The 14,236-nt window shown below is 63.7% G+C and carries 11 protein-coding genes; 7 read left to right on the forward strand and 4 right to left on the reverse strand.

What is annotated here, in order from left to right; translation table 11 throughout:
- Both V2I08_RS09420 and V2I08_RS09425 read right to left on the reverse strand, forming a co-directional pair.
- The gene (locus V2I08_RS09420) at window positions 1-2,595 is read right to left on the reverse strand and encodes a TonB-dependent receptor domain-containing protein (protein ID WP_349634853.1); all 2,595 of its coding nucleotides are present in this window, start codon (window positions 2,593-2,595) and stop codon (window positions 1-3) included.
- 81 nt (window positions 2,596-2,676) lie between these two features.
- A complete protein-coding gene (locus V2I08_RS09425; RefSeq protein WP_349634854.1) occupies window positions 2,677-3,606 on the reverse strand; it encodes a helix-turn-helix transcriptional regulator in 930 nt (309 codons plus the stop codon).
- Window positions 3,607-3,825: 219 nt separating this feature from the next.
- On the opposite strand from V2I08_RS09425, the gene V2I08_RS09430 reads away from it, so the two are divergent.
- Together V2I08_RS09430 and V2I08_RS09435 are read left to right on the forward strand one after the other, a co-directional pair.
- Window positions 3,826-4,692, forward strand: a complete 867-nt coding sequence (locus V2I08_RS09430; protein WP_349634907.1) for a 2-dehydro-3-deoxygalactonokinase — start codon at window positions 3,826-3,828, stop codon at window positions 4,690-4,692.
- On the forward strand, window positions 4,689-5,321 hold the full coding sequence (locus V2I08_RS09435) for a 2-dehydro-3-deoxy-6-phosphogalactonate aldolase (protein ID WP_349634855.1): 633 nt from the start codon (window positions 4,689-4,691) through the stop codon (window positions 5,319-5,321). The genes V2I08_RS09430 and V2I08_RS09435 overlap by 4 nt, the downstream gene beginning before the upstream one ends.
- A 12-nt stretch (window positions 5,322-5,333) precedes the next feature.
- On the opposite strand, the gene V2I08_RS09440 is transcribed toward V2I08_RS09435, so the two are convergent.
- Both V2I08_RS09440 and V2I08_RS09445 read right to left on the reverse strand, forming a co-directional pair.
- Complete coding sequence (locus V2I08_RS09440; RefSeq protein WP_349634856.1) at window positions 5,334-6,701, reverse strand: ATP-binding protein; 1,368 nt, start codon at window positions 6,699-6,701, stop codon at window positions 5,334-5,336.
- On the reverse strand, window positions 6,698-7,426 hold the full coding sequence (locus tag V2I08_RS09445; protein WP_349634857.1) for a response regulator transcription factor: 729 nt from the start codon (window positions 7,424-7,426) through the stop codon (window positions 6,698-6,700). The genes V2I08_RS09440 and V2I08_RS09445 overlap by 4 nt, the downstream gene beginning before the upstream one ends.
- A gap of 305 nt (window positions 7,427-7,731) precedes the next feature.
- Here V2I08_RS09445 and V2I08_RS09450 point away from each other — a divergent pair, with 305 nt between their 5' ends.
- From V2I08_RS09450 to V2I08_RS09470, 5 genes are all read left to right on the forward strand, one after another.
- Window positions 7,732-8,844 carry an efflux RND transporter periplasmic adaptor subunit gene (locus tag V2I08_RS09450; protein WP_349634858.1) on the forward strand — a complete coding sequence of 371 codons (1,113 nt, stop codon included), beginning with the start codon at window positions 7,732-7,734 and terminating at the stop codon, window positions 8,842-8,844.
- 3 nt (window positions 8,845-8,847) lie between these two features.
- Window positions 8,848-12,003, forward strand: coding sequence for an efflux RND transporter permease subunit (locus tag V2I08_RS09455; RefSeq protein WP_349634859.1), 3,156 nt, complete (start codon window positions 8,848-8,850; stop codon window positions 12,001-12,003).
- Window positions 12,000-13,364 (forward strand): efflux transporter outer membrane subunit, encoded by a 1,365-nt coding sequence (locus V2I08_RS09460; RefSeq protein ID WP_349634860.1) that lies wholly within the window; start codon window positions 12,000-12,002, stop codon window positions 13,362-13,364. Before V2I08_RS09455 ends, V2I08_RS09460 begins: the two co-directional genes overlap by 4 nt.
- A 60-nt stretch (window positions 13,365-13,424) precedes the next feature.
- Entirely contained in the window at window positions 13,425-13,565 is a 141-nt protein-coding gene (locus tag V2I08_RS09465; RefSeq protein ID WP_176482763.1) for a hypothetical protein, read from the forward strand.
- Window positions 13,566-13,644: 79 nt separating this feature from the next.
- Window positions 13,645-13,923 (forward strand): hypothetical protein, encoded by a 279-nt coding sequence (locus V2I08_RS09470; RefSeq protein WP_349634861.1) that lies wholly within the window; start codon window positions 13,645-13,647, stop codon window positions 13,921-13,923.
- The last annotated feature ends 313 nt before the right edge of the window (window positions 13,924-14,236 follow it).

Here is a 14,236-nt window from a genome sequence, read left to right on the forward strand (position 1 = left end):
TCAGAAATCGAAGCCGAAGCGCAGATACCATTCGCGCGGCCGGTTATAGGTGCCAAAGATCGCACCCGCCGCGATGTTCGACCCGCCCGATGTCAGGAAGCGCTTGTCGGTCAGGTTGGTGCCGCCCACCGTTACCGACCATTTGCTATCGGGTTCGCGATAGCTGATCGAGGCGTTGACGATGTCGGTCGATACGCGCTTGAGCAGGAGGGTACGTTGCGTGTCGTTCCAGGCGCTGGACGTATAAGTCCAGTCGGCCAACATGACCAGCGACGCGCCATTGCTCAGCCTGGCTTCGTAGCGGGGGCTGAGATTGACCTTCCATTTGGGCGTCTTGGGCAGCGTTTCCCCCACCAGCGTCCCTGCCTGGAATGGATTGGCCCCGCCGACCGCCGCAGCACCCGCCGACACCGACGTATATTGGGCGTCGATATAGCCGACCGCGCCATTGATGGTCAGGCCATCGACCGGGGCCGCCACCATCTCCAACTCGAAGCCACGAATGCGCGCATCGCCGGCGTTGGCGATGGTGGGCGAGGTGCCGACCTGGATATTGAGCTGGATATCGCGATATTTGGTCGAGAAGACCGCCGCGTTGAGTTGCAAATGCCGGTCGAGCAGCGTGGACTTGATGCCCGCCTCCCAAGTGATTGCTTTCTCCTCGTTGAAGTCGGGCGCAACATTGCCCTGTGGATTGGTGAGGCGTGTGGTCCAACCGCCAGTTTTGTAGCCCTTGGACCAACTGCCATAGAGCATGACATCGTGCACTGGATGGACTTGCACACCGACCTTGGGCGAGAAATCGCTGAACTTCTTACGGTTCATGCCGGGTGTATAGACGCGGACGGGATTGTTTGGATCGGGATAGCCCAAGCCGACCTGACAAGGGATTGGTGCCAGCGGAAAAGCACCGCCAGGGAAGATATTACCATTGGCATCGGCGCAACCGAACAGCTTGTAGTTGAAACCATTCAACTCCTGCTGACCGCCCTCGAACCGCTTGCGCTCATTGGTGTAACGCCCACCGATGGTAATGCCGATCAAGTCGATCGGGCGATAGTCGATTTGGCCGAAAAAGGCGTAATTTTTGGTCGCCAGTTCATTGGGGCCATCGACCTGCACCAACCCTTCGCCAAAGGTCACATAATCATGCAGATCGCCTGCCTCCTTGAAATAATAGGCACCCAGAACATAGCGCAGCTTCTCTTCGAAGGCGTTGCCGAGCAATTGGAATTCCTGGCTGAACTGCCATTGATTCATGGTGAAGCTGAGCTGGAGGAAGTTGAGTGGCGACCCGTCCGCATCAAGCCCCGCATTCCAGTTCAATTGCCGATAGGCGGTGATCGATTTTAGCGCGAGATTGTCGCCCAGATCAAAGTCTATGACCCCGCTCAACCCCCAGCTTTGCAGATTGGAATAGCTGTTCCCGCTGGCATAGCTGCGATCGGGATTGTCGATCAGATAGCGACCGTCCCAGGGCAGGCGATCATTCGCGGGATTACCATCGACATTCGCGCCGGCGACGCCGGCCAGTTGAAACTGCGGATTAAATTGCGTGCCTGCCACGCCACACAAGGCCTGGGCATTGCGTGCGGCGATCTCTGCCCCTGTGCTGCCGATGCAGAAATTATAGAGGCCAGCGAACAGGAAGCCGGTGGTGCCGGTCGGGTCGAACGCCGTGCCGGGCAGGTTGGTCGTACCCGCGAAATTGCCAGGCACGAACTCGGTCGTGCCGATCAGCTTGTTCGCCGACGTGCCCTTGTCCTTGCTATAGTCGCCCGCGAAGGTCGCGCGCACCGCGCCACCATTGTCCCAGCGCAGCTTGCCGCGCAGGTTCCAATTGTCATTTGCGCCTTCCCGGTTTGCACTGTCATAGCCTGCGGCGGAGAAGGCGTTGAAAGACGGCGCATTGTTCGCCCGCTGGTCGGGATAGGGTAGTCGCTTGAGAAATCCATCGCGCGACTTGATACCGAAGCTAAGTGCAGAGCTGAGGCCGTCGGCGATTGGCACCGTCACAGCACCACGCACCTGAAACAGCTTGTAGCTGCCCAGCGTCACATCGCCCTTGGCTTTGAATTCGTCACCCGGATCGGCCGTCACGATCGAGATCGCGCCGCCGATCGTGTTGCGGCCGAACAGGGTGCCCTGCGGCCCCTTCAATATTTCCACCCGCTCGACATCGAGCAGATCCTGGTTCGCGCCGACCGTGCGGGCGAGATAGACGCCGTCGAGATAGATGCCCACGCCTGGATCGATGTTGAAGGCGAAATCGTCCGACCCGATGCCACGAATATAGGCGGACAGGACAGCGGTGGAACCGGAAAAGGGTGTGCCCGCGTCCAAATTGACGTTGGGAGCAATGGCGGAAAGCTGCGACACGCTACCGACGGCGCGTTCCTGCAAGGATTCAGCGGTGAAGGCCGAAATGGCGATCGGCACATCCTGCACATTTTCCGCGCGCTTCTGCGCCGTGACGACGATTTCGGCAATGCCGCCCGATTGTTCGGCATCCTGTGCCAACAGTGGTGTGCTGACCATCGCGCTCGACGCCATCAGCGCCGCGATCATCGACTTGCCCATTTTCAATCCTCCCATAATGGCCCACCTGTTCCGGCGTGTTGTCGGCCATCATAGGCGGCGGCCCCCACCGCGTCTTGGATAGGGGCGAACCGGGGATCAGGACAAAAGCGAACCACCCTGGCCGCTGCGCCACTGGCTGGGCGAGACGCCGAAATGACGGCGGAAGCAGCGGGTGAAGAAAGCGGAGTCGCTGAAACCAACGTCGAAGGCGACATCCGTGATCGTCATGCCGTCGTCACGCGCCAGCAAGGCCGCCGCCCGTTCGAGCCGCCGCGTGGTGATGAACGCGGTCGGCGTCAGGCCGACATGGCGGAAGAAGCTTTTTTGGACAGCGCGGGGGGAGAGATCGAGCGCTTCGCAGATCAGCGCCGTGCCAAGGTCTGGATTGCCCAGATGCTCCAGCGCATAATCGACCGGCGAGCGCGGCATGGCGATCGCCGGTCGATCGAACACGCTGCGTCGGCAGAGCAGCCGTGCCGCATCGGCCAGCAGCACGCCCGCATCATCGTCTAGCGCGGCGAGCTGGTCGCGTTGCGACCATAGGCCTTGCAGCACATGGGCGAGGAACAGGACATGCGGGTTGGTCGATGGCACCAGGCAGCCGTGCCAATCGCGCGCGGCGATATCATCGCCCATCATCGACACCGGCACCTGGAGGATCAGGCAGTCGTTGAACTGCGAAATGTCGATGGCATAAGGGTGGCGATCATCGGCGATGACGACGTCGCCGACCCGCGCCATGCTGCTGCGGTCGCCATGAATCATCGTCATCGATCCCCGGTGGAGCAAGTGCAACAACAAGTGCCGCTCTTCGCCTTCCGTCACGACCCGACTGACCTGCGCCCGTTCGCTGCGCGCGCGGGCAAAGCCGACACCGCCGAGCGACCAGCGCGCAAGCTCGGCCTTTATCCCTTCGGGCGCATGCGCGGTCATGCCGGGAAAGGCCTCCGCCACCACCTCGCGCCAGAAGAGCTGGCGACTCTGTGGCGGCACTAGCCGGGTGGAGAAGCGCTCGACCGCGCTCATCGACCGGCCATCATGCGGCCATATACATGGTGGATCATAGCCAACATCCTCTCCTCTTTTCGTCGCGCGCTTATCTTAGCCCGTCGAACGATCTTGCCAATCGCCGCAAAAGTATCCCAGGCATACGGATATGGCAATATGATTGAACGGTCACACCCTCTGGTTGGACCGGCGACCAACAGCGTTGCCTTTGCGAAGGCCTCGATATACTCGGACAATATGGGAACGGAGCATTTCATCGCCGTCGATTGGGGCACGACCAATCGCCGCGCCTATCGGATCGAAGAAGGCGCAGTGGTCGCGACGCACCGCGATGCGATCGGCGTGACATCGGTGCCGCCCGGCGGCTTTGCGCAGGAAGTCGATCGCCTGCGCGCGCGGCTGGGTGGCGGTTCGGTACTGCTGGCGGGCATGGTCGGGTCCAATCGCGGCTGGATCGATGCAGGCTATGTGTCCACGCCCGCGACGCTCGATATACTGGCAGCCGCGATGGCGCACCCCGCCGACGGCGTCATGATCGTGCCCGGCGTGTCGCATATCGCCGACGGCCGGGGCGACGTGATGCGGGGCGAAGAAGTGCAATTGCTCGGCGCGGTCACCGCTGACTTGGTGCCCTCCGACGCGCTGCTGTGCCAGCCCGGCACCCATTGCAAATGGGCGTGGATGCGCGATGGCGCGATCGCCGCCTTCGTCACCGCCATGACCGGCGAAATGTTCGCCCTGCTCAAGGCCCATGCCCTGATCGGACAGGATATGACGGGTCCGGTCATAGCGGGCGACGCCTTCCTGGCGGGCGTGCGCGAAGCCAAACGCGGGGATATGCTCGCCTCGCTATTCGCCATCCGTCCGGCGGGCCTGCTTGGCCTGCGCGACCGCGCCGACGCCGCGTCCTTCGCCAGCGGCCTGCTGATCGGCAGTGATTGCGCTGCCCATGCGACCGGCGGCACCGTCCATCTGTTGGCCGATCCGACGCTGGGCGCCCTCTATAACTGCGCTATCGCGGAACTGGGCGGCACCGCCGTCATGGTCGATAGCGAAGCCGCCTTTATCGCGGGTATGACCCGCCTTTGGGAGCAGATTGCATGAGCCTGGATTTCCCCACCGCCTTTGCCCGTTGCCCGCTGGTCGCCATTTTGCGCGGCGTGCGGCCGGACGAGGTCGAGCCGATCGGCGACGCGCTGGTCGAAGCGGGTTTCACCCTGATCGAAGTGCCGATGAACTCGCCGGACCCGATCGACAGCATCGCCCGGCTGGCGCGTCGTTTCGAGGGACGGGCGCTGGTCGGCGCAGGTACGGTGCTGACCGTCGAGCAGGTCGAGCAAGTGCGGCAGGCGGGGGGGCAACTCGTCATCTCGCCCAATAGCGATGTCGCCGTGATCGCTGCGACCGCGAAGGCGGGCATGATTTCGATGCCCGGCTATTTCACCCCGACCGAAGCCTTTGCCGCGATCGCGGCGGGCGCAACGGCGCTCAAGCTCTTTCCCGCCGAAGCCGCCACCCCTGCCCTGCTCAGGGCGCAGCGCGCGGTCCTGCCGAAGGATATGCCCGTGCTGATCGTCGGCGGCATCAACCCCGGCAATATGACCCCCTGGGTTCAGGCAGGAGCCAATGGGTTCGGCCTTGGCTCGGCGCTCTACAAGCCCGGCGCGACCGCTGTGCAGGTCGGCGAAGCCGCGCGTGCCTTCATCGCCGTTTGGCAGGCCTTGTCGGCCTAACGCAACCTTTCCTTACCCCTTCATGTCGATGGTGGCGATCAATCCGCCATCATCGGCATTACGCAATCGCACCGATGCCTCGAAACTCATCGCCAGCGACCGCGCGATGGTGAGGCCGATGCCTGTCCCATGCCGTCCGCCGGGTTGGCCGCTCGGCCCGCGCGTGAACGGTTCGAACATCTGGTCGAGCTGATTGGGCGCAATGCCCGGCCCCCGGTCGCGCACATGGATCAGCACCCGCCCGCCGGTCCGCGCGCAGCTTATGTCGGCACTGCCGCCATATTTGATCGCATTGTCGACCAGATTGCCGATACAGCGGGTCAGCGCATTGGGCTTCACCCGCACCGTGCCGCCGCATCCCGTGATGAACCGCACCGGCGCACCCAGTTCCTGCGCATCCTCGGCCATGCTGGCGAGCAGCGAGTCGATGTCGAGTTGCGACCATGGCTCGCGCGCTTCGGTGCTGCTGGCGAGGTCCAATCCTTCGCGCACCAAAGTCTGCATCGCCTGCAGATCCTGCAGGAGGCGCGCGCGCAACTCACCCTCCTCCATCAGTTCCAGCCGCAGGCGCATCCGTGTCATCGGCGTTTGAAGGTCATGGCTGATCGCGGCAAGCAATTGCGTGCGCTCGGCAAAACCGGCGCGGGCGCGGCGCTGCATCAGGTTGAAGGTGGAGAGCGCCGCGCGCACTTCCTCTGGCCCCCGTTCGGGAATTTCCTCCGGATCGAGCGACACGGAAAAGGCTTCGGCCGCGCGTTCCAGGCGGCGCAAAGGCTTGGATACGAAACGCGCGACCAAAATCGCCAGTCCCGCTGAGGCCACGATGATGACCATCAGGTAGAGCGGATTGTAGATGGCGGGCGGTGGCTTGGCGAGGCGAGGAAAGGTCAGGGCGAGCGCGCGCCGCTGCCCACTGGTGTCAGTGAAGCGCACGACCCAGCAATCGGGGCGCGGCGCGTCAACCAGCCCGGCCGCGCGCTCGGTCGTCCGGGTAAAATCAGGGAAGCACAGGCCAAGCGGCACCTGCCCGGCTTCGGGCAGCGAGCGCGGGCCAAGGCGGTCGGCCAGCGTTGCCTGCAGGTCGGCGTCCGGCTCGTTGATCGCCACGCCTGCGGGCGCGGGCGATGCGCCGATGATGCTATGCGTCGCCATCATCGCCTCGATCCGCGCTGGATCACGGCGCAGCCGGTCGGCGATGTCCAATGCGCTGGCCACCACCCGCTGGCGCCGCACCCGCTCGAAATCATGCCGCCGCGTCTGTTCGGCGACCATCAGCGCGATGATCGCGGCGACCGACATGCCTAAAGTCAGGATCACGAAAATCTGGCCAGTCATGGACCGGAAGAAGACCGGCACGCGGGACAAGGATCGACGGATCATGAATAATCGACCGCGCTGGCCAGCACATAGCCCTCGCCGCGCACCGTCAGGATCAGTTCGCTGCCGCCCGGCAGCACTGCCAATTTCTGCCGCAATCGGCTGATCTGCAGGTCGATCGTCCGGTCGAAGGCAGCGGTCGCGCGCCGCTCTGGCAACAAGGCCTCGCGCGCCAGCACTATGTTCGGCTCCTCGATGAAGCGACAGAGCAGGCGATATTCCGCCGATGAGAGCATCACCAGCCGCTCGTCGGGCGCGACCAGCCGCCGTTGGACGAGGTCCAGCCGCCATGGGCCGAAATGAGCGTAGCGCATCGCCTCGACGGGAGCCGCCGGTTCGCTCCGCCCGCGCCGCAGCAGGTTGCGGATGCGTACCAGCAACTCGCGCGGTTCGAACGGCTTGGTCAGATAATCGTCTGCGCCCAGTTCCAGCCCCAGCACCCGGTCGATCGCGCTGCCGCGCGCGGTCACCATGATGATCTGCACCGCAGACCCCTCAGCCCGCAATTCGCGGCACAGCGACAAGCCGTCGCCATCGGGCAGGTTGAGGTCCAGCACGATGAGGTCGACACTCTCTTCGCGCAGCGTCTGGCGCAGTTCGGTCAGGCTGCCGACACCCAGCAGCCGGTAATTTTCCTGTCGCAACTGCCCGATGATCAGATCGCGAATATCGGCATCGTCATCGACCACCAGCACCGTGGCGGCAGGAGGAAGGGGGGGATCGATCATGCCGCCTTCTATCGCGCACGCTTGGAAAAGTCTGCGCTTCTCGGTGTCCTGCTACAGGCTGATACAAACTGTTACCCGGCGGCAAGGCATGGTGACAGGAAGACGATAAGTCGCTCTACCATGTGACAGGCAATGGCGTCAGGACGAAAGCGTCGGCACCCCCTAGCCGACGCCAAGCGGAGTCCTCGCGACGTCAGCAGAACAGATCCGTCCGGCGCACGATCCCTCCCCCCTCCCCCCGTGTCCGGCTGGCCCGCCGATGACGCGAGGCTCCGCCTGGTTCACGCAAGGATCGACGCTACTCTATGCCCTCGCCTTTTCGCACCGTGCCGCTGGCGCTCTGCATATTGATCGCCGCCTGCGCCGACCCCAAGCCACCGCAAAAAGGCCCGGTCGAAGTGGGTGTCGTTACCCTGACGACGCAGAGCGTCACGGTGGCGAGCGAACTGCCGGGCCGTACCGTGTCGGCGATGATGTCGGAAGTCCGGCCCCAAGTTGCGGGCCTGATTCAGAAGCGCCTGTTCACAGAAGGCGCGATGGTGACCGCCGGGCAGCCGCTCTACCAAATTGACGAACGCCTCTATCGTGCATCGCGCGACGAAGCGCAGGCCGCGCTGGCGAGCGCGCAGGCGACGCAGATGGCGGCGCAGGCCAGAGCGCGCCGCTACACCCTGCTTGGCGACAGCGAAGCCGTCAGCGCGCAGGATCGCGACGATGTCACCGCCACCGCCCGGCAGGCCAGCGCCGCCGTGCAGCAGGCGCGCGCCAGTCTCCAAACCAGCAACGTCAACCTGCAATTCACGCTGGTCCGCGCGCCGATCAGCGGGCGTATCGGTCGCACCCTGTTCACGCCGGGCGCGCTGGTGACCGCCAGCCAGGCCGATCCGCTGACGACAATCCAGCAGCTTGATCCGATCTATGTCGATGTCACCCAGTCCAGCACCCAATTGCTCGCGCTGCGCCGATCACTGGCGTCGGGCCAGACATTACCTGCCAGCGCGACCATCCGCCTGAAACTGGAGGATGGCAGCGACTATCCGCAGGAGGGGGTGATCGCGTTCGCCGAACCGATCGTCGACGTCAATAGCGGCACGGTGACGCTGCGCGCGCGCTTCCCCAACCCCGACGGGCTGCTGATGCCCGGCATGTTCGTGCGGGTCGTCGCCCCGCAATCGGTCGTGCCCGGCGCCATCCTTGCGCCGCAGCAGGGGATCACGCGCGATCCCAAGGGCAATGCCACCGCCCTGGTGGTGAACAGCGCGAACAAGGTCGAGCGCCGCACCGTGACGGCGGGGCAGGCGATCGGCGACAAATGGTTGATCACCAAGGGGTTGAAGGCCGGCGACAGGCTGATCGTCGAAGGCACGGGCAAGGTGCAGCCCGACGATGTCGTCAAGCCTGTCGCGGCATCGAAATAAGCCATGCTCAGTCGCTATTTCATCGAACGGCCGATCTTTGCCTGGGTCATCGCGATCGGCATCATGCTGGCGGGCCTGGGGGCGATGTTTTCGCTGCCGATCGCCCAATATCCCGACATTGCGCCTCCGGGTGTCGGCATCAGCGCGACCTATCCGGGTGCGTCCGCCGACACCGTCGAGACCGCCGTTACCCAGGTCATCGAACAGCAACTGACCGGCATCGACGGGCTGATGTATTTCTCGTCTTCGTCGTCCGCCACGGGCCGGTCGCAGATCACCGTCACCTTCCAGAAGGGTACCGACCCCGACACCGCCCAGGTGCAGGTGCAGAACCGCGTGCAGCAGGCGCTCAGCCGCTTGCCCAATCCGGTGCAGCAGCAGGGATTGACCGTCACCAAGCAGCAGACCGACTTCCTGATGCTGGTCGGCCTGTATGACGAGACGGACCTGGCGACGCAGGCCGATATTTCGGACTATCTGGTCAATAATTTCCAGGATCCGATCGCGCGGATCGAAGGCATTGGCGCGACCCAGATTTTCGGATCGCAATATGCGATGCGCGTCTGGCTCGATCCTTATAAGCTCGCCGCCGTCAAGTTGATGCCCTCGGATGTGCAGAGCGCGATATCGGCGCAGAATGTCGAAGTGTCCGCCGGGCAGATCGGTGCCGACCCGGCACCCGCCGGGCAGCAGATCAACGCTACCGTTACCGCCCGATCACGGCTGGAAACCCCCGAACAATTCCGCAACATCGTCGTCAAGACGCAGCGCGACGGGTCGATCGTCCACCTGTCCGACGTGGCACGGGTGGAATTGGGCAATGAAAGCTACACCACCGCCGCGCGTCTGAACGGCCATCCCGCATCGGGCATGGCGCTGCAACTCGCGCCCGGTGCTGACGCGCTCAAGACCGCCGAACTGGTCAAGGCCAGGGTCGAGCAACTGTCGCAAAACCTGCCTCATGGCTATAAACTGGTCTATCCCCGCGATACGACGCCGTTCATCAAACTGTCCGTCAACGAAGTCATCAAGACGCTGATCGAGGCTGTCTTACTGGTCGTCGTGGTCATGTTCGTCTTCCTGCAAAGCTGGCGCGCGACCCTTATCCCCACGATCGCCGTGCCGGTGGTGCTGCTTGGCACCTTCGGCGTGCTGGCGCTGTTCGGCTATTCCATCAACACGCTGACCTTGTTCGGCATGGTGTTGTCGATCGGCCTGCTGGTCGATGACGCCATCGTTGTCGTCGAAAATGTCGAGCGGATCATGGAGGAGGAGGGGCTGTCGCCCCGCGACGCGACGATCAAGTCGATGGAGGAGATCGGCAGCGCGCTGGTCGGCATCGGCCTCGTCCTGTCCGCCGTGCTGTTACCCATGGCTTTCTTCGGCGGGTCGACCGGCGTCATCTATCGCCAATTCTCCATCACCATCGTCTCGTCCATGTTGCTCTCGGTCGTGGTCGCGCTCATTCTCTCGCCCGCGCTCTGCGCCACTTTGCTCAAACCCGTGCATGACGAACGGCGCAATCATGGCTGGGCGGGCAAGTTCAACCGCTGGTTCGATCGGCTGACCAACGGCTATATCCGTCGCACCGAGCAGATGCTGGGACGCCGCAAGCTGTTCTGGGTCGGCTATGTCGTGATCCTTGGCATTCTCGCCCTGCTGTTCGTGCGCCTCCCCTCCAGCTTCCTGCCGGTGGAGGATCAAGGCCAGGTGATGGTGCAGATGACCCTGCCCGCCGGTGCCAAGTCCAGCCGCACGACCGAAACCGCGGCGCAGGTCCAGAACTACTTTTTGAATGACGAGAAGGACAATGTCGCTTTCGCCTTCATCATGACCGGGTTCAGCTTCCAAGGGCAGGGTGAGAATGTGGCCCAGGGCTTCATCAATCTCGCGCCCTGGGATGATCGTAAAGGCGCGGTGAACAGCGCAGGTGGCATTGCCCAGCGCGCGAACAAGCAATTGTCCGCCATTCGCGACGCCAGCGTGTTGGCGATGACGCCGCCTGCCATTCGCGGCCTCGGCCAATCCAATGGGTTCACATTCGAACTGCTCAACACCGGCGGGCTCAGCCGCGCGCGTTTTCTGGAACTGCGCAACCAGTTGATCGCCGCCGCCGCGAAAGACCCGCTGCTCGCAGGCGTGCGCGCCGCCGCGCTGGAGGATACGCCGCAGCTCAAGATCGATGTGGATTCAGAAAAGCTCGCCGTCCTGGGGCTGAGTCAGAGCGACGTGGATTCGGTCCTCAGCGCCGCCTGGGGCAGTCGTTACATCAATGATTTCGTCGATCGCGGCCGGGTGAAGCGCGTCTTCATGCAGGCCGACGCCCCCTATCGTGCATTGCCGACCGATCTCGACAATTGGATGGTGCGTTCGGCTTCCACCGGCGAGATGGTGCCTTTCTCGGCCTTTGCGACCACCCGCTGGACGATGGGCCCATCCACGCTGGCACGCTTCAACGGCCAATCCTCTTACGAGTTGCAGGGCCAGGCGGCACCCGGCGCCAGTTCAGGCGAAGCGATGGACCGTATCGTCGAATTACAGCAGCAGCTTCCCGCAGGCACCAGCTATGCCTGGAGCGGCCTCTCCTATCAGGAACAATTGTCGGGCGGGCAAGCGCCGTTGCTGTACGGCCTGTCGGTGCTGGTCGTCTTCCTCTGCCTTGCCGCTTTGTATGAAAGCTGGTCGATCCCGATCGCAGTGTTGCTGGTGGTGCCGCTTGGCCTTGTCGGCGCGGTGATCGCGGTGTGGGCGCGCGGGCTGGAGAATAATATCTTCTTCCAAGTGGGCTTGCTCACCACCATGGGGCTTGCCGCCAAGAACGCCATCCTGATCGTCGAATTTGCCGAACTCGCGCATCGCCAGGGCAAAGACCCGCTGTCGGCAGCAATCGAGGCGGCCAGGCTGCGCTTCCGCCCGATCCTGATGACGTCGCTGGCCTTCATCGCGGGCGTCATTCCGCTCGCCATCGCGACCGGCGCGGGGGCGCAGAGTCGGGTCGCGATCGGCACGGCGGTCGTCGGCGGCATGTTGACCGCCACCTTGCTGGCGATCTTCTATGTCCCGCTCTTCTTCGTCACCATCGCGCGGCTCTTCGACCGCAAGGCCAAGGCCAAAGCCCCGCCGCCGAGCCCCGCCCCGGACGCGGGATTGCTCGCATGATCCGGGCGATCTTTCTGCTGACCAGCGCACTGACGCTGGCGGGGTGCAACATGGCCCCGACCTATGTCCGCCCAGCCGCGCCGGTTCCGGCGGCCCTGCCCACGGGCGAAGCCTATGCCCCGGCGCAGGCGGGCGCTGCGGGCCTGCCCTGGACGCAATTGGTCGGCGATACCAAATTGCAGACAGTCATTGAGCGCGCGCTAACCAATAATCGCGACCTGCGCGCGACGCTGGCCAATGTGCAGGCCGCCCGCGCCCAATATCGCATCCAGCGCGCGAGCCAGTTGCCCACCGTCACCGGAGACGCCAGCTCTGCCTTCGTCCGTCAAAATGATGCGCGACAGAATAGCTATAGCGCCGACATCGGCTTTGGCGCGTTCGAGATCGACCTGTTCGGGCGGCTGCGCAACCTGTCGGAATCCGCGCTGCAATCCTATCTGGCGACAGAAGAAGGCGCGCGCGCCGCCCGCATCGTGCTCATTGCCGAGACCGCCACCGCCTATGCGACGCTGGCCGCTGACCAGGAATTGCTCGCCGTCTCACGCCAGACGCTCGCCAGTGCGCAGCGCACGCTCGACCTCGTCAGTTCGCTCAACGGCGCCGGGTTGACGGGCAAGCTGGACGTCTATCAGGCGCAGACCACGGTCGAACAGGCGGATTCGGACGTCGCCGCCAATGTAACGCAAGTGGCGCAGGACCGTAATGCGCTCGACCTGCTGGCCGGTGCGCCGATCGAGGACGCGCTACTCCCGGTCTCGCTCGACAGCCTGATCGCGGGAATCGCCAAGGTGCCCGCCGGGCTGACCTCGGACATCCTGCTCCAGCGTCCTGATGTGCTACAGGCCGAACATCAGCTCATGGCCGCCAATGCGGATATCGGCGCGGCACGCGCGGCAATGTTTCCGCGGATCAGCCTGACCTCGGCGATCGGCGTTGCCAGTTCCACGCTTTCCTCGCTCTTTACCGGCGATGCCTTTGCCTGGTCGGCCGCCCCCTCGGCGAGCCTGCCGATCTTCGGCGGCCCCGTGCGCGGCAATATCGACTTTAGCAAGGCGCAGCGCGATATGATGCTGGCGCAATATGAGGGCGCGATCCAGACCGCTTTCCGTGAAGTCGCTGATGCGCTGGCCCGCGACGGGACGATCGACGCGCAACAGGCCGCCCAGCGCCGCCTGGTGATCGCCAGCCAGCGGGCCTATGCCTTGTCCGAAGACCGCTATCGCGCCGGGATCGATACCTTCCTCACGACGCTCACCAGCCAGCGCACGCTCTATGCCGCCCGCCAGTCGGCGATCGCCACCGACCTGGCGCTCGTCTCCAACCGCATCCTGCTCTATCGCGTGATCGGCGCGGATCAGTAACCTCTTCCCACGCCTCCGATTTATGATATGCTTTCTCCATAAGATAAATGGAGAGGGACCATGCTGTTATTGGCGCGGTATCTGGATTGGTTTTGTCGGCAATGTGCCGCCGGTGCGCAGGATGAACTGCGCCTCAATCAGTTGATCATCAGCGCGCGGGCACCGCAGCCGCGCAAGGATGCTGCGCCGCAGCGCCGCTGAACCCCGCTTCTTCGCCCTTGCCTCTCCGCCTTTCCCGCGCCATGGCACAGGCGATAGCGCGGCGGAGGAAAGCAGAGCCATGAGCAAGGACCGCCCGCAAGAGCTGCGCGACATTGTCGAGCGGATCGGCCAGCGGCCTGCCAATCCGATCACCCGCGCCCGTCAGATGGTGGAGCAGGAAGTGCCCGTCGCCAGGCGCGGCCCAGGCTGGGACCGGCATTGGCGCGAACTGGAAGCCTATCTCGAAGTCGGGGTCGTCTGGCGCGACCCGGCCCAAACCGCCTGCGTCGATCCTGCAGGGCCGGTGGGCGAAACGCCACCAGACAAAAAAAGGGCCGATCCGAAGACCAGCCCGTAAAAGTTTTAGGAGAGGATGCCTGAAAGGCGAGTTTCTTTTCTTCCAAATGCCGGTTTGCTGCAAGTGCGAAAGCGCCATGTGCGATTGCAAAAATTGCATCCGTAGCGCAATGCAACGCTTTCCGTAACGGAATATGCCGATATTTTACGCTTGATGGCCGGTGCTGATCGCTCAGCGAATCACAGGCTGTTTCGCATGGTGCCAAGGAGCCTTTGGCTAATGCAGATGTCCTTTTTTAACGAACTCGCCGATGTAAAAGATGGGTTATGTTCTGGGAGATGGTGTAGCTACCGCCAATAGCGGGGGTGGCCGG

Origin of the sequence: Sphingobium sp. MK2 (assembly GCF_040170545.1) — a bacterium.
Classification (GTDB): domain Bacteria; phylum Pseudomonadota; class Alphaproteobacteria; order Sphingomonadales; family Sphingomonadaceae; genus Sphingobium.

Bases quoted from the DNA above. Each gene is read 5' to 3' on its own strand.
- V2I08_RS09420 (WP_349634853.1), bottom strand. From the start codon at position 2,595: ATGGGAGGATTGAAAATGGGCAAGTCGATGATCGCGGCGCTGATGGCG.
- V2I08_RS09425 (WP_349634854.1), bottom strand. From the start codon at position 3,606: ATGAGCGCGGTCGAGCGCTTCTCCACCCGGCTAGTGCCGCCACAGAGT.
- V2I08_RS09430 (WP_349634907.1), top strand. From the start codon at position 3,826: ATGGGAACGGAGCATTTCATCGCCGTCGATTGGGGCACGACCAATCGC.
- V2I08_RS09435 (WP_349634855.1), top strand. From the start codon at position 4,689: ATGAGCCTGGATTTCCCCACCGCCTTTGCCCGTTGCCCGCTGGTCGCC.
- V2I08_RS09440 (WP_349634856.1), bottom strand. From the start codon at position 6,701: ATGATCCGTCGATCCTTGTCCCGCGTGCCGGTCTTCTTCCGGTCCATG.
- V2I08_RS09445 (WP_349634857.1), bottom strand. From the start codon at position 7,426: ATGATCGATCCCCCCCTTCCTCCTGCCGCCACGGTGCTGGTGGTCGAT.
- V2I08_RS09450 (WP_349634858.1), top strand. From the start codon at position 7,732: ATGCCCTCGCCTTTTCGCACCGTGCCGCTGGCGCTCTGCATATTGATC.
- V2I08_RS09455 (WP_349634859.1), top strand. From the start codon at position 8,848: ATGCTCAGTCGCTATTTCATCGAACGGCCGATCTTTGCCTGGGTCATC.
- V2I08_RS09460 (WP_349634860.1), top strand. From the start codon at position 12,000: ATGATCCGGGCGATCTTTCTGCTGACCAGCGCACTGACGCTGGCGGGG.
- V2I08_RS09465 (WP_176482763.1), top strand. From the start codon at position 13,425: ATGCTGTTATTGGCGCGGTATCTGGATTGGTTTTGTCGGCAATGTGCC.
- V2I08_RS09470 (WP_349634861.1), top strand. From the start codon at position 13,645: ATGAGCAAGGACCGCCCGCAAGAGCTGCGCGACATTGTCGAGCGGATC.